This window comes from Sorangium sp. So ce836 (assembly GCF_028553905.1).
Lineage (GTDB): Bacteria > Myxococcota_A > Polyangia > Polyangiales > Polyangiaceae > Sorangium > Sorangium cellulosum_D.
This window is the reverse complement of the sequence record NZ_CP102233.1, coordinates 10,797,690-10,817,482: the sequence shown is the minus strand read 5'-3', so window position 1 is coordinate 10,817,482 and position 19,793 is coordinate 10,797,690. Positions and strand designations below refer to the sequence as shown.

The 19,793-nt window shown below is 75.7% G+C and carries 2 protein-coding genes; both read left to right on the top strand.

Annotated features, from left to right (window positions below; translation table 11 throughout):
* Positions 1 to 197: 197 nt before the first annotated feature.
* Positions 198 to 15,734: a type I polyketide synthase gene (locus NQZ70_RS39415; RefSeq protein WP_129578823.1), complete on the top strand. Its 15,537-nt coding sequence runs from the start codon at positions 198 to 200 to the stop codon at positions 15,732 to 15,734.
* On the top strand, positions 15,731 to 19,699 hold the full coding sequence (locus NQZ70_RS39410) for a type I polyketide synthase (protein ID WP_129578822.1): 3,969 nt from the start codon (positions 15,731 to 15,733) through the stop codon (positions 19,697 to 19,699). The genes NQZ70_RS39415 and NQZ70_RS39410 overlap by 4 nt, the downstream gene beginning before the upstream one ends.
* Positions 19,700 to 19,793 lie beyond the last annotated feature (94 nt).

Here is a 19,793-nt window from a genome sequence, read left to right as displayed (position 1 = left end):
TCTGCCCGTGTATTCACGGACGTTCGTTTGATTACTGACGGGCAACACATTTTACTAACCTTGCGTAAGCGACTTATTTCCTGTAACGGTCGTTATGGCGAGGCGCTGCGCGTTCGGCGTCTGAGCCCTGAGATCCAGCGAGCAACGAACCTTTCCTCAGAGGCGATGTTTTTACGCTCTGCCTGAAGGAGACGGCTATGTCGCGCGAATCACGGACGCAGATCTCCACCATTGCTGAGGTCCAGCGATGGCTCACGGAGAGGATCGCGGAGCGCTCGGGCGTGTCGCCAGGGTCGATCGAGCCCGGCGCGCGGTTCACCGATTGTGGGCTCGACTCCACCGCTGCGATGGGCCTGATCGCCGCGCTGGCGGAGGCCCTCGGGCGCCGGCTCCACCCCACGCTGATATGGGAGTGCCCGACGATCGAGCGGCTCTCTCGTTACGTGGCCGAGGGGCCGGGGCTATCGCCCGCTCCCCGGGGCGCGCGCACGGGCGACGGCGCCCTCGGGGCGTCGAGCCCCGAGCCGATCGCCGTCATCGGCGTCGCCTGCCGGTTCCCGCAGGCGCCGGACCCGGACGCGTTCTGGCGGCTCCTGCGGGGCGGCGTGGACGCGACCTCCGACGTCCCTCCGGGGCGGTGGGACGTCGACGCGCTCTACAGCGCCGATCGCGGCGCTCCGGGGAAAATGAGCGCGCGCCGCGGCGGGTTCCTCGACCGGGTGGATCTCTTCGATCCGCAGTTCTTCGACATCTCGCCGCGCGAGGCGGTCCAGATGGATCCCCAGCAAAGGCTGATGCTGGAGCTCGCGTGGGAGTCGCTGGAGGACGCCGGCGTGCCCCCGCGATCGCTCGAGGGCAGCCAGACCGGCGTGTTCGTCGGCGCCATGTGGGGCGATTACGCGCGCGTGGACGGTGGCCACATCGACGCGATCGTCCAGCATACGGCCGTCGGGCAGGACCTCAGCATCCTCGCCGCCCGGGTCTCCTATGCGCTCGGCCTGGAGGGGCCGAGCCTGCACGTGAACACGGCCTGCTCCTCGTCGCTCGTCGCGGTCCACCTCGCGTGCCAGAGCCTGCGGCTCGGCGAGTGCGACCTCGCGCTCGCCGGGGGCGTGAACCTGATCCTCGCCCCCGAGAGCATGGTCGCCATCTCCAAGTTCGGGGCGCTCGCGCCCGACGGCCGCTCGAAGGCGTTCGACGCGCGCGCGAACGGGTATGCCCGCGGCGAGGGCGGCGGCGTGGTGGTGCTGAAGCCGCTCTCCCGCGCGCTCGCGGCGGGCGACCCCATCTACTGCGTGATCCGCGGCAGCGCCGTCAACAACGACGGGCTCAGCAACGGGCTCTCCGCGCCGAACCCGAAGGCGCAGGAGGCCCTCCTCCGCGAGGCCTACGCGCGCGCGGGGGTGCGGCCGGAAGACGTCGATTACGTCGAGGCCCACGGCACCGGCACCATCCTCGGGGACCCCATCGAGGCGAGGGCGCTCAGCGCCGTGCTGTGCGCGGATCGCCCGCCGGAGCGGCCGCTCCGGATCGGATCGGTCAAGACGAACATCGGCCACCTCGAGGGCGCCGCGGGCGTGGCGGGGCTCATCCGCGTCGCGCTCTCGATGCGGCGCCTTACGCTCCAGCCGAGCATCCACTTCGAGCAGCCGAACCCGCACATCCCGTTCGACGAGCTGCGGCTCTCGGTGCAGCGCGCGACGGAGCGGTGGCCCGAGAAGGAGCGCGGGCCGGCGCTGGCCGGCGTCAGCTCCTTCGGCTTCGGCGGGACCAACTGCCACGTCGTGCTCGAGGCGCCCCGGCGCCGCGAGGTGCACCTCCTGCCGCTGTCCGCGCCGAGCGCCGAGGAGCTCGCGGCCCTCTGCCGGCGCGTCCACGCGCTCGCCGCAGCCGGCGAGGGCGGCGACCGGCCCTCCGTGCAGGCGCTCTGCGGCGCGGCCGCGGCGCGGCTCAGCGGCGAGGAGCGCCGGCTCGCGCTCGCCGTCTCCTCGCACGGCGAGCTCGCCGCGCGCCTCGACGCCCTCCTGGCCGGATGCGCGCAGCCGGGCGGCTCGATCGGCAAGGCGGCCGGCGGGCGGCCGAAGGTCGCCTTCGTCTTCGGCGGGCACGGCTCGCAGTGGCTCTCCATGGGGCGCGATCTCCTGCTCGAGGAGCCCGTCTTCCGGTCGACCCTCGAGCGGTGCGACGCGGCGATGCGGCCGCACGCGAGCTTCTCGCTGCTCGCCGCGCTGGCGGCGGGCGACGGGCGCCTGCTCGAGGAGGCCGACGTCGTCCAGCCGGCCATCTTCGCGATCCAGGTCGGGCTGGCGGCGCTGTGGCGTTCCTGGGGCATCGAGCCGGACGCGGTGGTGGGGCAGAGCATCGGCGAGGTCGCGGCGGCCTGCGTCGCCGGCGCGCTGACGCTCGAGGACGCCGCCGCGGTCATCTGCGCGATGGGCAGGCTCGTCCGGCAGCAGAGCGGCTCGGGCGCCGTGGCCGTCGTGGAGCTCTCCGCGGACGACGCGGCGCGCGCGCTCGCCGGCCACGAGGGCCGCCTCTTCCTCGCGGGGAGCAACAGCCCGGGATCCACCCTGATCTCGGGCGAGCCGGCGGCGCTCGAGGCGCTGCTGCAGGCGCTCGCCGAGCAGGGGGTGACGGGCCGGCAGGTCCGGATGGATTACGCCTCGCACAGCCCGCACATGGACGCGCTGTGCCCCGAGCTCACGCGCGCTCTGCAGGGGATCGCGCCGCGCGGGGGCGATGCGCCGATCTACTCGACGGTCACGGGGGCGCGGCTCGACGGCGCGGCGCAGGACGCCGCGTACTGGGCCCGGAACCTCCGGGAGCCGGTGCGCCTCGACGCCGCGCTCGATCGGCTGATCGACGATGGGTTCGGCGTCTTCCTCGAGCTCGATCCTCACCCCGTCCTCGCCCACGCCGTCGCGTCCAGCCTGGCCCGGAAGGGGCGGAGCGGCGTCGCGCTGCCGTCGCTGCGGCGGGACGAGCCGGCCCGGGAGTGCATGCTCGGCTCGCTGGGCGAGCTCTACATGCTCGGCGCGCCCGTCGCGTGGCGCCGGGTGGCTCCGCTCGTGGCGGCGGAGGCCCTGCCGGCGCCGCTCGGGGAGCCGCGCGCTGCAGGGCCGGAAGCGGCCTCGAGCCCGGCGGACGCGGGCGAGCCCGCCACGCCCGAGCTGCTCGTGCTCTCGGCGCGCTCCAGGCCCGCGCTCCTCGAGCTTTCGCGCTCGACGGCGTCCCGGCTGCGCTCGCCGGAGAGCGGCCCGCTGCGCGACGTCTGCTACACGGCGAGCGTCCGGCGCAGCCACCTCGAGCACCGGCTGGCGGTCGTGGGCTGCTCGCACGAGGAGATGGCCGGCGCCCTCGACGACCTCGCGCGCGGGCGCGCCGCGCTGGGCGAGGCGCCGCCGGGGCAGCGCCCCTCGGTGGTGCTCGTGTTCTCGGGCCAGGGATCGCAGTGGCCGGGCATGGGGCAGGCGCTCCTCCGGCAGGAGCCCGTCTTCCGCGACGCGCTGGAGGCGTGCGACCGGCTCCTCGCGCCGCTCGCCGGCTGGTCGCTGCTGGAGGCGCTCGAGGCGCCGGAGGCCTCGTCGCGCCTGCAGGAGACGCAGGTCGCGCAGGCCGCGCTGTTCGCGGTGGAGGTCGCGCTCGCGGCGCTCCTCGGCTCCTGGGGGATCGCCCCGGACGCCGTGATCGGGCACAGCGTCGGCGAGATCGCGGCGGCGCACGTCGCGGGGGCGATCCGCCTCGAGGAGGCGGTGCGCATCGTCCACCACCGCGGGCGGATCATGCAGCAGGCGACCGGCCTGGGGAAGATGGCCTCGGTCCAGACGTCCCCGGAGCAGGCGGCGCGCGCGCTCGAAGGTTACGAGGGGCGGCTCTCGATCGCCGCCGTCAACGACCCCGGCTCGGTCGTGCTGTCCGGCGAAGCGGCGGCGCTCGGCGAGGTGGTGGCGGAGCTCCGGCGCGCCCGGGTCGAGTGCCGCGAGCTGCGGGTGAACTACGCGTTCCACAGCCCCCAGATGGATCCGTTCGGCGAGGAGCTCGCGGGCGCGCTCGGGGAGATCGCGCGGCGCCGCGCGGAGCGGGTGCTGGTGAGCACCGTGACGGGCGAGGGCATCGACGGCGAGGCGCTCGACGCGTCGTACTGGGCGAGGAACGTCCGGGAGCCGGTGCTGCTCGCGCGCGCGATCGACGGCGCCGTGACCGCCGGGCACCGGATCTTCGTGGAGGTGGGGCCGCACCCCGTGCTCTCGGCCAACGTGCAGCGGTGCCTCTCGGCGCGCGGGGTCGACGGGCTGGTCGCCCCGACCTTGCGCCGGGGCCGCGACGCGCGGCGCTGCCTGCTCGAGGCGCTGGGCGCCCTCCACACGCGCGGGTGCCGGGTCGACTGGGCCCGGGTGTACCCGGCGGGCGGGCGCTGCGTGTCCTTGCCGGGCTATCCGTGGCAGCGCAAGCGGTACTGGCTCGAGGCGCCCGGGGACGCGCGGCGCGAGGCGAAGGGCGCGCCCGCGGCGGCGCTCCCGTCGCTCCTCCGGTCGGCCGACGCGGCGGCCTTCGCGGCGCAGCTCGGGCTCTCGGCGGCGCTCTCGGCCGAGGAGCTCGGCGTCGTCGGCCGGGTGCTCGACGCGCTGCGGGCGAGGGCGGATCAGGAGCGTGCGGCGGCGGAGATCCAGCCGTGGCTCCACGAGCTCTCGTGGAAGCCAGCGCCCCTCGCGCCGCGCCCGCGCCCGGCCGCGGCCGGGCACTGGGTCGCGCTCGTGGACGAGGGCGGGACCGGCGACAGGCTGGCCGACGCGCTCGAGGCGGCGGGCGCGACCTGCTCCCGGCTCCGCCTGGGGAGCGCCGCGGCGCGCGCGGCGGAGCCGGCGTGGACGGGCGATTCGACGCCCGAGGCGCCCGAGGGCCTCGCGGCGTGGTGGGCGGAGCGCGCGGCCGAGCGCGGGCCCGTGCGCGGCGTGGTCCACCTGTGGAGCCTCGGCGGCGCGCCGGAGGGCGAGGGCTCGCTGGACGCCGCGCTCGCGCGGGGCGTCGGGAGCGCGCCGGCCTTGCTGCGCGCCGCCCTGCAGGCGGGGCAGGGCGAGCGGCCGCGGCTCTGGTTCGTGACCCGCGGGGCGGTGTCGGTGGGCGAGGGCGACCCGGTCACGGCGCCCGCGCAGGCGGCGCTCTGGGGGCTCGGCCGGACCCTGTCGCTCGAGCACCCGGAGGTCTGGGGAGGGCTCGTCGACCTGCCGCCTTCCCCCGGGGAGCACGACATCGCCGCGCTCGCCGCGCAGGTGCTGAGCCCCGACGGCGAGGACCACGTCGCGCTCCGGGCGTCGGGGCGGTTCGTGGAGCGGCTCGTGCGCTGCGCCGGAGCGGGAGCGCCGGCCGGCGCGCCGGCCTGGTCCACGTCGGGCACGGCGCTCATCACCGGGGGGCTCGGCGCGCTGGGCAGGCATGTCGCGCGGTGGGCGGCGCAGCGGGGCGCGCGGCACCTCGTGCTCACGAGCCGCAAGGGCGCGTCGGCCGACGACCGCGACTTCCTCGCGTCGCTCGAGGCGCTCGGGGCGCGCGTGACCGTGGCGCAGGCCGACGTGGCCGACGCGGCGGCGATGGCCGCCGTGCTCGCGGACATCGACGCCCGGCTGCCGCCGCTCTCCGCGGTGTTTCATCTGGCGGGCGTCTCCGATCAGACGCCGCTCTCGGCCCTCGACGGCGCGGGGCTCCGCCGGGTGCTCGCGCCGAAGGTCCACGGGACCGCGGCGCTCGACGCGCTGACGCGCGGCCGGCCCCTCGACGCGTTCGTCTGCTTCACGTCGATCGCCGCGGTGTGGGGCTCGGCGCGGCAGGCCGGCTACGCGGCGGCGAACGCGTTCCAGGACGCGCTCGTCCGGGCGCGCCGCGCCGCCGGGGCGCCCGCGGTCGCCGTGAGCTTCGGGCCGTGGCGCGGCGGCGGCATGGCGACCTCCGCGCTCGCGTCGCTCGAGGAGCGCGGCGTGCGGGCCTTCGGCCCGGAGCAGGCCATGGCGGCGCTGTCCTTCTGCATGACCGCCGGGGCGGCGCAGGTGGTCGTGGCCGACGTCGACTGGCCGCGGTTCTGCGCGGTGGTCGAGAGCAGCGGCCCCCGCCCGCTGCTCTCCGAGGTGCCGCGCGCCACGGCGCCCGCGCCGGGCGACGCCGCGCCCGCGCCGGGCGACGCCGCGCCCGCCCTCCTCGGCGAGCTCGCGGCGGCGCCGCCGCGGGAGCGGCGCCGGATGCTCCAGCGGCGGATCCAGGCCTCGGTCGCCGAGACGCTCGGGTTCGCCGAGGCCGACGAGGTGAGCCCGACCCGGGGCTTCTTCGAGCTCGGCATGGATTCGCTGATGGCCGTGGATCTGTGCCAGCGCCTCGGCCGCGCGCTCGGCCGGCCGCTGTCGTCGAGCGTGACGTTCAACCACCCGAACGCCGTCGCGATGACCGACTTCCTGCTCGAGGAGCTGTCGCCGAGCCTGCCGGGCGACGCCGCGCCTCCGGAGGCCGAGGAGCGCGCGGGCGCGGACGGCGCGGGCGGCGCGGGCGGCGCGGCATCGAGCGACGCCGGCGGGCGCGCCGCGATCGGCGACGAGCCGATCGCCATCGTGGGGATGGGGTGCCGCCTGCCGGGGGGCGTGGAGACCCCGGAGGACTTCTGGCGGTTGCTCGAGCAGCGGGTCGACGCCGTGGGGCCGATCCCTCCGGACCGCTGGGACGCCGCGGCGTACTACGACCCCGATCCGGACGCGGCCGGCAAGATGTACGTCCGGGAGGGCGCCTTCCTGGCCGCGGCGCCGGATCGGTTCGACGCGCGCTTCTTCGGGATCGCGCCGCGGGAGGCGGTCCACCTCGATCCGCAGCACCGGCTGCTGCTCGAGGTCATCTGGGAGGCCATGGAGGACGCGGGCGTGGTGCCCGGCGAGCAGCCGCTGACGGGCGTCTTCGTCGGGATCGGGCCGAGCGACTACGGCATCCTGCAGCGGGCGCACGCGGATCTCGAGGCGCTGGACGCCTACACGCTCTCGGGGACGTTCACGAGCTTCTCCGCGGGCCGGCTCTCGCACGCGCTCGGGCTCGAGGGGCCGAGCATGGCCGTCGACACGGCGTGCTCGTCGTCGCTGACGGCGATCCACCTCGCCTGCCGGAGCCTGTGGGCGGGCGAGTGCCGGGTGGCGGTCGCGGGCGGGGTCCAGCTGATGCTGGCCCCGCACCTCGGCGTGTACCTGTCGCGCCTCCACGCGCTGGCGCCGGACGGGCGGTGCAAGACGTTCTCCGCGGACGCGGACGGGTATGGCCGGGGCGAGGGCTGCGGCATGGTCGTGCTGAAGCGCCTGTCGGACGCGGCGCGCGACGGCGACCGCATCCTGGCGGTGATCCGCGGCTCGGCCGTGAACAGCGACGGCCGCAGCGCCGGCATCACCGTGCCGAACGGCAAGGCGCAGGAGGCGGTGGTGCGCGCGGCGCTGGCGATCGCGGGGCTCTCGCCCGGCGACATCGATTACGTCGAGGCGCACGGCACCGGGACGGCGCTCGGCGATCCCATCGAGGTCGAGGCGCTCGGGGCGGTCTACGGCGAGGGGAGGCCCGGAGGCCGGCCGCTCAAGATCGGGTCGGTGAAGACGAACATCGGCCACCTCGAGTCGGCGGCGGGCGTGGCCGGCGTGATGAAGGTGGTGCTGTCGCTGGGGCACGGGGCGCTGCCGGCGCAGCTGCACGCGCGCGCGCTCAACCCGCGCATCCCGTGGGCCGACCTCCCGATCGAGGTGGCGACGGCGGCCGAGCCGTGGCGCCGCGGGGAGCGGCCCCGCCGCGCGGGCGTGAGCTCGTTCGGGATGAGCGGGACCAACGCCCACCTCGTGCTGGAGGAGGCGCCGGAGGTCCCCGAGCCGCCCGCGCTCCAGGACGCCCCGCTCACGCTGCTGCCCCTGTCGGCGAGGTCCCCCCAGGCGCTCGCCGCCCTGGCCGAGGCCTACGAGCGCTTCCTCGGCGGCGCGCCGCCCGACGTGCGGCTCGCGGACATCGCGTACACGGCGAGCGTGCGGCGCCGCCACCACGAGCTCCGCCTCGCCGTGGTGGGCCGGTCCCGCGAGGAGCTCGCCGAGGCGCTCGGCGCGCACGCGCGGGGCGAAGCGCACCCCGCCGCGGCGAGCGGGCAGACGGTGCTCGGGTGGCAGCCCCAGGTGGTGTTCGTGTTCTCCGGGCAGGGCTCGCAGTGGGTGGGGATGGGGCAGCAGCTCCTCGCCGAGGAGCCCGCCTTCCGCGCGGCGCTAGAGGCGTGCGAGCCGCTCGTGCAGCGGCACGCGGGCTTCTCGCTGCTCGCCGAGCTCGCCGCCCCCGAGGCGACCTCGAGGCTGGATCGGACGGAGGTCACTCAGCTGGCGATCTTCGCCGTGCAGGTGGCTCTTTCGGCGCTGTTGCGAACGCTGGGCGTCACGCCCGACGCCGTGATCGGCCACAGCGTCGGCGAAGTGGCGGCCGCGCACGTCGCCGGCGTCCTGAGCCTGGACGAGGCGATCCGGATCGTGGCGATCCGCGGGCGTATCACGCAGCGCGCCACGGGCCTCGGGAAGATGGCGTCCGTGGCGCTGTCCGAGGACGAGGCGGCGGCCGTCCTGGAGGGGCGCGCGGACCGGATCTCGATCGCGGCGATCAACGACGCGCGCTCCGTGGTGCTCTCCGGCGACGCGGCCGCGCTCGAGGAGGTGGTGGCGAGCCTGCAGGCGAGGCAGGTGCCGTGCCGCATGCTGCGGGTCGACTACGCCTCCCACAGCCCGCAGATGGAGCCCCTGCAACGCGACCTCCGGGGCGCGCTGGGGGAGGTCGCGGCGGGCCGGGCGTCGATCGCGATGTACAGCACCGTGACGGGCGCGCGCCTCGAGGGCGAGCCGCTCGACGCGGGGTACTGGGCGCGGAACGTCCGTGAGCCGGTGCAGCTCGCCCGGGCCGTCTCCGCGGCGTGGGCGGACGGCCACGAGATCTTCCTGGAGATCGGCCCGCACCCGGTGCTCCTGGCCAACCTCCAGCAGCTCCTGTCCGAGCGGGGCACGGGGGGCAAGGCGCTCCCCACGATGCGGCGCGACCAGGAAGAGCGGCGGAGCGTGCTCTGGGCGCTCGGAGCCCTCTACGCCCACGGCTATCCGGTGCGCTGGAAGCTGCAGTATCCGTCGGGCGGGCGCTGCGTCCCGCTGCCGGCGTATCCCTGGCAGCGGGAACGGTACTGGATCGAGGGGGGCGCGCCCGCGCGCCCGGCGACCCTCGAGGCGCCCGGGACCACGGAGGAGCTGCTCTACGCCGTCGCCTGGCATCGCAGCGAACCCGCGCGCCCGCCGGCCGCCCCTCGCAAGTCGCGCGGCGCGTGGCTCCTGCTCCTGGATCGGGACGGTACGGGTGAGGAGGTGGCCGCGCTCCTCGGCCAGCGGGGCGACGCGTGCGTGCGCGCCGTTCCGGGGGAGCGCTATGCGCGCCTCGGGGACGGGCGCTACGAGGTCGACCCCTCGGACAGCGCGGCGCTCTCGGCGCTGCTGGACGACGCGTTCCAGGGTGACGCGGCGTGCCGGGGTGTCGTGCATCTCCTCGGCCTGAACGCCGCGGCGGCGGAGGCGACGACGCCGGAGACGCTCGAGGCAGACCTGCGCCGCGCAGGCCTGAGCGCGCTCTCGCTGGCGCAGGCGCTCTCGCGCAGGGGGTGGCGCGACGCGCCGCCGCTCTGGCTCGTCACCCGCGGCGCGCAGGCCGTGGCCGAGCCGGCGCCGGTGTCCGTGGCCCAAGCGCCGCTCTGGGGCGTCGGGGGTGTGCTCTCGGCCGAGCACGCGGAGCTCCGGTGCAAGCGCGTCGATCTGGGCCCGACCCCCGCATCCGGCGAGGCCGCCGCGCTGCTCCGGGAGCTCGACGCGGCCGATCGCGAGGACCGGATCGCGCTGCGCGGCGAGGCGCGGTACGTGGCGCGGCTCGAGCGCGGCGTCCCCGGGGTCAGCCCCGGCGCGAGCGCGAGCTTCCGCGCCGACGGAGGTTACCTGATCGCCGGAGGCCTCGAGGGGTTCGGCCTCTCGCTCTCGCGGTGGATGGTGGAGAAGGGCGCCCGCCACCTCCTGCTCACCGGCGAGGGCGGCGCAACGGAGGCAGCCCGGAGCGCGATCGTCGCGATGGAAGCGGCAGGCGCTCAGGTGGTCGTGGCCGAGGTCGACGTGGCCGAGCCGTCGCGGGCGGCCGAGGTCGTGGCGGCCGTCGAGCAGCGGTTCGGCGTGCTCCGGGGGGTCGTCTACGCGGAGCCGGCCGCGGGCGGCCCCGCGCCGGAGCGCGACGCCCGCCGCTCCTGGACCGCGGCGGCCTCGCGGGCGCGCGGAGCGTGGAACCTGCACGCGCTGACCGCAGACAGGCCTCTCGACTTCTTCCTCCTGCACGCCTCGGCGATGCCGCTCCTCGGAGCTCCCGGCGACGCGGGCTCCGCGGCGGCCGACGCGTTCCTCGGCGCGCTCGCGCACCACCGGCGCTCCAGGGGGTTGCCCGCGCTGAGCGTCGACTGGGGCCTCTTCGCCGAGGAGACCCCGGCGGAGGCGCGCCACGGCGCCGCGGCGCGCCTCTCGCGCGGGGGGACCGGGCTCCTCACGGAGGCGGACGCGCTGGCCGCGCTCGAGCGCCTGCTCGGGGGAGAGGCGGCTCAGGCCGGCGTCCTGAGGTTCGACCTGCGCCGGTGGCTCGAGTTCTACCCGACCGCCGCCGCGTCGCCCTTCTGGGAGCGCCTGCGCGAGGAGCGCGATCGCGCGAAGCAGCGCGCGCCCGAGGTCGCGCGCTTCCGTGCGACGCTCGACGGCGCGACGCCGGAGGAGCGGCCGTCGCTGATCGAGGGCTTCGTCCGGGAGGTCGCGGCCAGGGTCCTGCGGTTCGAACCGGGCTCCATCGACCGGCACGTGCCGCTGAACGATCTCGGCATCAACTCGCTGATGAGCCTGGAGCTGCGCAACGGCCTGGAGGCCGGCCTGGGGCTCTCGCTGCCGTCGACCTTGCTCTGGACGTACCCCCACGTCGCCGGGCTCTCGGCGTATCTCGCCGAGCAGCTCGGCGCCGGCGCCGGAGCTCGGCCCGCGTCGCCTCTCCCGAGCGCGGCGCCGCAGCCCGCGGCGGCGCAGGAGGTCGAGCCGATCGCCGTCGTCGGTCTGGCGTGCCGGCTGCCTGGAGGCGGAAGCGACCCCGAGGCGTTCTGGCGGGCGCTGGAGGACGGCGTCGACGCGATCCAGCGGATCCCCGCGGCGCGGTGGCCCGACGGCGCGATCCCCGACGGCCTGCCGGGGACGCGCTGGGCCGGGCTGCTCGACGGGGTCGACGGGTTCGACGCGCGCTTCTTCGGGATCGCGCCTCGCGAGGCCACGAGCCTCGACCCGCAGCAGCGTCTCCTGCTCGAGGTGGCCTGGGAGGCGTTCGAGGACGCAGGGCAGCCCGCCGAGCGGCTCCTCCGCAGCCGGACCGGCGTGTTCATCGGCATGGCGGTCCAGGACTACCAGCACCGCTTCGCCTCGCTCGATCCCCGGCAGCTCGACGCCTACTGCGCGACCGGAACCTTGGCGAGCACCGCCGCGGGGCGCCTGTCCTACGTGTTCGGCCTCGAGGGGCCGAGCATGACGGTGGACACGGCGTGCTCCTCCTCGCTCGTCGCGCTCCACCTCGCCTGCCAGAGCCTCCGGAGCGGCGAGAGCGACATGGCGATCGCGGGGGGCGTCAGCCTCATCCTGTCCCCGCTGACGATGTGCCTGATGGGCCAGACCCAGGCGCTCTCGCCCGACGGTCGATGCAAGACGTTCGACGCCGCCGCGAACGGGTACGTGCGGGCGGAGGGCTGCGGCATGGTCGTGCTCAAGCGGCTCTCGGATGCGCAGCGGGACAGCGACAGGATCTGGGCGCTGGTCCGCGGCTCGGCCGTCAACCAGGATGGGCGCTCGTCGGGGCTGACGGCGCCGAACGTGCTCTCGCAGCAGGCGCTCCTGCGGCAGGCGCTGGAGAGCGCCGGCGTCTCGCCTGACCAGGTGGGCTACGTCGAGGCCCACGGCACCGGCACCTCCCTCGGGGATCCGATCGAGCTCACGGCCCTGAAAGAGGTGCTGGGCGGGCCGCGGCCCGACGGGCCGCCGTGCTGGCTCGGCTCGGTGAAGACCAACATCGGCCACCTGGAGGCGGCGGCGGGGGTGGCGGGGTTCATCAAGGTCGTGCTGGCGCTGCGCCACGAGACGATCCCGAAGCACCTGCATTTCCAGACGCTGAACCCGCGGATCTCGCTCGAAGGCACGCCGTTCGCCGTCCCGGTGGAGCCGCTGCCCTGGCCGTCCGGAGGCGCGCCGCGGATCGCGGGGGTGAGCGCCTTCGGGATCAGCGGGACCAACGCGCACGTCTTGCTGCAGGAGCCCCCGCCGCCCGCCCCGCCGTCGCCGGAAGGCCGCGCGTCCGTGGTGCTCCTCCCCCTCTCCGCGAAGAGCCCGGCCGCGCTCTCGGCCCTGGCGGAGGCGTACCGGCGGCTCCTCGTCGACGACCCCGCCGGAGCCGCCGTGGACCTCGCGGACATCGCGTACACCGCGAGCGTGCGGCGCAGCCACCACGAGCATCGGCTGGCCGTCGCCGGCGGCTCGCGGCAGGAGCTCGCCGAGCTGCTCACGGCCTACGGGCGGGGCGAGGAGGCCGCCGGCGTCGCCCGCGGGGACGCGCGCGCGTCGGCGCGGCCGAGGGTCGTGTTCGTGTTCCCGGGCCAGGGCTCGCAGTGGCCGGGCATGGCGCGGCAGCTCCTCGCCGAGGAGCCGAGCTTCCGCGAGGCCCTGGCCGCGTGCGACGCGGCGATCGCGCGGGAGGCGGGGTGGTCGCTCCTCGAGGAGCTCCACGCGGGCGAGGAGCGCTCGCGCCTCGCGGAGATCGACGTCGTGCAGCCGGCGCTCTTCGCGATCGGCGTGGCCCTGTCGGCGCTCTTCCGCGCGTGGGGCGTGGAGCCGGACGCCGTGGTGGGGCACAGCATGGGCGAGGTGGCGGCGGCGCACGTCGCGGGCGCGCTGACGCTGGACGACGCCGCGCGCGTCATCTGCCGCCGGAGCAAGCTCCTGCGGCGGATCAGCGGCGCGGGTGCGATGGCGCTCGTGGAGCTGCCCATGGAGCAGGCGCGGCAGCTCGTCGCCGGGCACGCGGGGCGCGTCTCCGTGGCGGTGAGCAACAGCGAGCGGTCGACGGTGCTGTCCGGCGAGCCCATCGCGCTCGACGAGATCCTGGCGGAGCTCGCGCGGCGCGGGGTGTTCTGCCGCCGCGTGAAGGTCGACGTCGCGTCGCACAGCCCGCAGGTGGATCCGCTCCTCGACGAGCTGCGGGCGGCGCTCGACGGGCTCGCGCCGGCGCCGGCGCGGGTGCCCATGCGCTCGACCGTGAGCGGGGAGATCTGCCGCGGCGAGGAGCTCGGGCCGGAGTACTGGGCGCGGAACCTGCGGGATCCGGTGCTGTTCTCGGGCGCCGTGCAGCGGCTCGCGGAGGGCGGGCCCACGCTGTTCCTCGAGATGAGCCCGCACCCGATCCTCGCGCCCGCCATCGAGGAAGGGCTGCGCGCGAAGGCGCCCGGGGGCGCGGCGCTCCCGGCGATGCGGCGGGAGCGGGACGAGCGGCGGAGCTTGCTGGAGGCGCTCGGCGCGCTCTACGCGCACGGCTACCCGGTGGACTGGAAGCGCCAGCATCCGTCGGGGGGCCGCTGCGTCTCGCTGCCGGCGTACCCTTTCCAGCGAGAGCGCTACTGGATCGACGAGGCCCCCCGGGCGCCGTGGCCCGAGGGGCGCCTCGCGGCGCCGGACGACGGCGACGGCGACGGCGACGAGCTGCTGCACGCCGTCGCGTGGGAGCGCCACGCGCCGGTGCCGGCGGACGGCGATCGGCGCCGCTCCCACCGTGGCGCCTGGGTCGTGCTCGCGGACCGGACCGGGACCGGCGCCGAGCTCGCGGAGCTCCTGCGAACGCGGGGCGACGCCTGCGTCGTCGCCGTGGCCGGCGAGGTCACGGCGCGCCATGCGCCCGGGCTCTACGAGCTCGACCCGCGAGACCCGATGGCGTTCCGGTTCCTGCTCGAGGACGCGTTCGGCGGCGGCCCGGCGTGCCGGGGCGTCGTGCACCTGTGGAGCCTGGACGCGCAGGGCCCGGACGGCGTCACGCTGGACACGCTGGAGCGGGATCAGCGCCTCGGGACGCTGAGCGCGATGTTCCTCGCGCAGGCGCTCGTGCGCAGGGGGTGGCGCGACGCGCCGCGGCTGTGGCTCGTGACCCGCGGCGCGCAGGCCCTGGAGGAGGCGGCGCCGGTGTCGGTGTCGCAGGCGCCGCTCCTCGGCTTCGGCCGCGTGCTCGCCTCCGAGCACCCGGAGCTCCGGTGCACGCGCGTGGACCTCGACCCGGCGCGCGCGCCGGAGGACGCCGCCTCGCTCGCGCGGGAGCTCGACGCCACGGACGACGAGGATCACATCGCGCTCCGGGCGGGCGAGCGCTACGTCGCGCGGATGGCGCGCGCCGCGCTGCGGGAGCGGCGCGCCGGCGGCGCCGCGCTGCGGCCGGACGGCACGTACCTCATCGTCGGCGGGCTCGGGGGGCTCGGGCTCTCGCTGGCGCGCTGGATGGTGGCCCGGGGCGCTCGCCACCTCGTGCTGGCGGGCCGCAGCGGCGCGTCCGAAGCGGCGCGGCGCGCGATCGACGCGCTCGAGGCGCAGGGCGCGCAGGTGGTCGTGGCCCAGGCGGACGTGTCGCGTCGCGATCACGTCATCGAGCTCCTCGCGGCGATCGACCGGCGCGCGCCGCCGCTCCGCGGGGTCGTCCACGCGGCCATGGTCATCGCCGACAGCACCGTGATGGAGCAGAGCGCCGAGCGCTTCTGGCAGACCATGGCGCCGAAGATGCACGGCGCGTGGAACCTGCACGAGCTGACCGCGGGCAGGCCGCTCGATTTCTTCGTGATGTACTCGTCGGTGGCCTCGCTGCTCGGCGCGCCGGGCAACGGGAACTACACCGCGGCGAGCGTGTTCCTGGACGCCCTCGCGCATCACCGGCGCGCGCACGGGCTCCCCGCGCTGAGCATCGACTGGGGCCTCTTCTCCGACGTGGGCATCGCGGTCCGGCAGGCCGACGTCATGGGCCGCGTGGGCGACCGGGGGATGGACAGCCTCACGGAGGAGGAGGGGCTGCGGATGCTGGAGCGCCTGCTCGAGGCGGACATGCCCCAGATCGCGGTCGTCCGGTTCAACGTGCACCGGTGGCTCGAGTCCTACCCGAGCGTCGCGCGGTGGCGCTACTGGGACCGGCTCACGCGCGAGCGCGCCCGAGCGGCGCCGAGGTCGTCGGACATCCTCCGGGTCCGCGAGGCGCTGGAGAGGGAGCCGCCCGAGGAGCGCCGGTTCCGCCTGCAAGGGCACCTGAAGGAGCAGCTCGGCCGCGTGCTCCGCGTGGATGCGGCCGCCATCGGGCCGCTCGAGGTGTTCGCCAGCCTCGGGATGGACTCGCTGATGAGCCTCGAGTTCCGCAACCGCCTCGAGTCCAGCCTGGGGCTCAGCCTCTCGGCGACGCTGCTGTTCACGTACCCGACCATCGCGTCGCTCGCCGAACACCTGCTCACCGAGATCGAGGCGGCCGATGCCCCTGCTCAGGAGGCGACCGAGCGGACCTTCGCCGGTTCCCTCGGCGATCTCGACGGAAGTGCGTTGCTGAGCCTCCTCGACGAGGAGTTGACGCTGGCCAGCGGGAGGAAATCGGTATGAGCGTGCCGGTGACGGATTACGAGGCTCGTTTGCGGCAAGCGATCGCCACCATCCGGGAGCTCCGAGCCGAGCGAGACGCCCTCGCGCGCGCGAGGGCGGAGCCGATCGCCGTCATCGGCATGGCGTGCCGGCTCCCTGGCGGCGCCTCGACGCCGGAGGCCTACTGGCGGCTGCTCGAGGACGGCGTGGACGCGGTCACGGAGATCCCCGCCGAGCGGTGGCGCCTCGATCCGGCGCCCGACGAGGCCCCGGACCCGCGGGCGCGCGCGGTCCGCTGGGGCGGCTTCCTCCGGGACGTGGATCTGTTCGACGCTCAGTTCTTCGGGATCTCGCCCCGCGAGGCGGAGCGCATGGATCCGCAGCAGCGCCTCCTGCTCGAGGTGGCCTGGGAGGCCCTGGAGCGCGGCGGGCAGGTCCCGGAGCGGCTCGCGGGCACCAGCACGGGCGTCTTCCTGGGCATCACCACCAACGACTACGCCCACCTGTGCGGCGCGTTCGATCCCGGCGCGCAGGACATCCACACCATGACGGGCAACTTCTTCTCTTTCCCCGCGGGCAGGCTGTCCTACACGCTCGGCCTCCAGGGGCCGAGCCTGACCGTCGACACCGCGTGCTCGTCGTCGCTCGTGGCGATCCACCTCGCCTGCCAGAGCCTGCGGAGCGGCGAGTGCGCGCTCGCCCTCGCGGGCGGTGTCAACCTCCTCCTGTCGCCGGTGATGATGCGGCTCATCGCCACGACCGGGGCGCTCTCGCCGGACGGCCGGTGCAAGGTCTTCGACGCGGAGGCGAGCGGCTTCGTCCGCGGCGAAGGGTGCGGGCTCGTGCTCCTGAAGCGGCTCTCCGACGCGCTGGCCGACGGCGATCCCATCTGCGCCGTCATCCGGGGCTCGGCGGTCAACCAGGACGGCCGCTCCACCGGGATGACCGCTCCCAACGTCCTCTCCCAGCAATCGATGCTGAAGAAGGCCCTGGAGAGCGCCGGGGTGCAGGCCTCGGAGATCGGTTACGTGGAGACGCACGGGACGGGGACCTCGCTCGGCGATCCGATCGAGGTCGAGGCGCTCGCGCAGGTCGTGGGCAAGCCGCGCGCGGGCGAGGCCGGGTGCGTCCTCGGGGCGGTGAAGACGAACATCGGCCACCTCGAGGCGGCCGCCGGCGTGGCGGGGCTGATCAAGGCGGTGCTCGCCCTCCAGCACGGCGCCATCCCGGCCAACCTCCACTTCCGGGCGCTCAACCCGCGCATCCGGCTGGAGGGCACGTCGCTCTCCATCCCCACGCGCAAGCTCGAGTGGAAGGCGGGCGGCGCCGCCCGCCTCGCGGGCGTGAGCGCGTTCGGCCTGAGCGGGACCAACGCGCATACGATCCTGGAGGAGGCGCCGCCGAGCGCCGCCGCCTCCGCGGGCGAGGCGAAGGTCGTCCTCTTGCCCCTCTCGGCGAGGTCCCCGGAGGCGCTCGTCGCGGCGGCGCGGGCGATGCGCGATCTCCTGCGCGAGCCCGTCACCGACGCGTCCCCGCGCCTCGCGGACATCGCCTACACGGCGAGCGTCCGGCGGAGCCACCACAGCCACCGCCTGGCCGTGGTCGGGAGCTCCCGGGAGGAGCTCGCGGCGTCGCTGGACGCCTGCGCCGAGGGGCAGGCGCCTCCGGGGGCGACCCGGAGCGTCGCGGAGCCGGGCGCGCGGGTCCGGGTGGCCTTCGTGTTCTCGGGGCAGGGATCGCAGTGGGCCGGCATGCACCGCGAGCTGTTCGCGGAGGAGCCGAGCTACCGCGCCGCGCTCGAGGCCTGCGACGCGCTCGTGCGGCGCCACGCCGGCTGGTCGCTCCTCGACGAGCTCGAGGCGCCCGAGGCGACCTCGCGCCTGCAGGAGACCGAGGTGGCGCAGCCGGCGCTCCTCGCCGTCCAGGTGGCGATGGCCGAGCTCTGGCGATCCCTGGACGTCCGGCCCGGCGCGGTCATCGGGCACAGCGTCGGCGAGATCGCGGCCGCGCACATCGCGGGCGTCCTGAGCCTGGAGGAAGCCGTCCGGCTGGTGGTGCTTCGCGGGCGCCTGATGCAGCGGACGAAGGGGCTCGGGAAGATGGCGCTGGTCGGCGTGCCCGCCGACGAGGCGGCGCGCCTCCTCGAGGGCGCGGGCGATCGCCTCACCATCGCGGCGGTCAACGATCCGCGCTCGGCCGTGCTGGCGGGCGACGAGGCGGCGCTCGCGGACGTGCTGCGCCGCCTGCGCGGGGAGGGGGTGGATTGCCGCCTGCTCCCGGTGAGCCACGCGTTCCACAGCGCGCAGATGGCGCCGCTGGATCGCGAGCTCGAGGCCGCGCTCTCCGGGCTCTCTCCCCAGAAGGCGGCGCTGCCCCTGTTCAGCACGGTGACCGGCGCGCCGGTCGCGGGGAGCGAGCTCGATCCGGCGTACTGGGCGAGGAACATGAGAGAGCGGGTGCGGTTCGCGGGCGCCGTGGACGCGGCGCTGGCCGCTGGGTACCGGATCTTCCTCGAGGTCGGCCCGCATCCCGTCCTCTCCGGCCACCTCCGGCAGTGCTTCTCCGCGAGGGGGGCGGACGCTCATGCGGTCTTCTCGCTCCGGCGAGAGCTCCCGGCGCGGCGGTGCCTGCTGCAGTCGCTCGGGGCGCTCCACGCGCACGGCCACGCCGTCGCCTGGAAGCGCCTCTATCCGGCCGGAGGGCGCTGCGTCTCGTTGCCGACGTATGCCTGGCAGCGGACGCGGCACTGGATCCAGCGCGAGCGACCGGAGGCGCCGGACGCCCCGGTCGCGCCGCGCGCGTCCGGCGGCGCGCCGGCGGCGGTCGACGTGGGCGCGCCGGCGGCGGTCGCCTTGGTCGAGCGCCTCAGGGCGGTGGCGCCCGACGAGCGCCGGCGGGTGCTCGAGGGGTGGCTGAAGACCTCCGCGGCGCAGACGCTGGGGCTGGACGCTCCAGAGAGGATCGCGCCGGGCGCGAGCCTGCTCGACCTCGGGCTCGACTCGCTGATGAGCCTGGAGCTCCGCGACCGGATCGCGCAGAGCCTCGACATCAAGCTGCCGGTCAACCTGCTGCTCGAGCATCCGACCGTCGCGGCGCTCGCCGAGCGCGCGCTGGACGCGCTGAGCTTGCCCGCGCCGCCGGGCGGCGAGCGCGGCCGGCAGGATGACGGGGCGCGACCGAGGTCGCCGCTCGTCGCGATCCAGCCCGGCGGCGAGGGCTCGCCGTTCTTCTGTGTCCACCCGTTCGGCGGGCCGGTGCTCTGCTACACCGAGCTCGCCCGCCACCTGGGAACGGAGCGGCCCTTCTACGGCCTCCAGGCGATCGGGCTGGACGACGGCGCCGCGCCCGATGAGCGGATCGAGGACATGGCCGCGCGTTATCTCGAGGCCATCCGGTCCGTGAAGCCGGCTGGCCCCTACCTGCTCGGCGGCTGGTCCCTCGGCGGGCTCGTCGCGTTCGAGATGGCGCACCAGCTCGTGCGGTGCGGCGAGCGCGTCGCGCTGCTGGCCATGATCGATGGCTACATCACGATCCCGAGCACCCGTGAGCGCCGGCTGTGGCAGCTCGTCGAGGCCGCGAGGATGGCCCGCCCCGGGATGGCGTACGATGAGCTCCGCCGGCTCGACGAGGGCGAGCTGACGGAGCTCGTCCTCGACGCAGCGCGCGGCGTGGCGCCGGGCTTCGCCGATGCGGTCCAGCGGCTCGGGGCGGCTCACGGGCGGGCCGCGCGCTCCTACACGATGCTCTGTTATGGTGGTCGTGTGGTCTATTTCCGGGCAGCGCAGCAGCCGCCGCCCGGCCCCTTCGGTCCGGCGACGGAGCCCTACGGAGCCCTCTATCAGCCCATGGCTGGGATCTCGTCACAGCCGATCGAGATCCATGAAGTCCCGGGATCTCACCACACGATGCTCCGGGAGCCTCACGTCCGGGTCCTGGCAGAGCGGCTCAGGGAGCGCTTGCTGGCCGCGGACGTCTGCCCCCGCTGAGGCGAGCGGGACGGTCAGGCCTGCAGAGGGCAGATCGGAGCACATCGGACGCCGCTGTGAGCCTTCGCCCGGCATCTGCTCGGGTGTGCAGCTG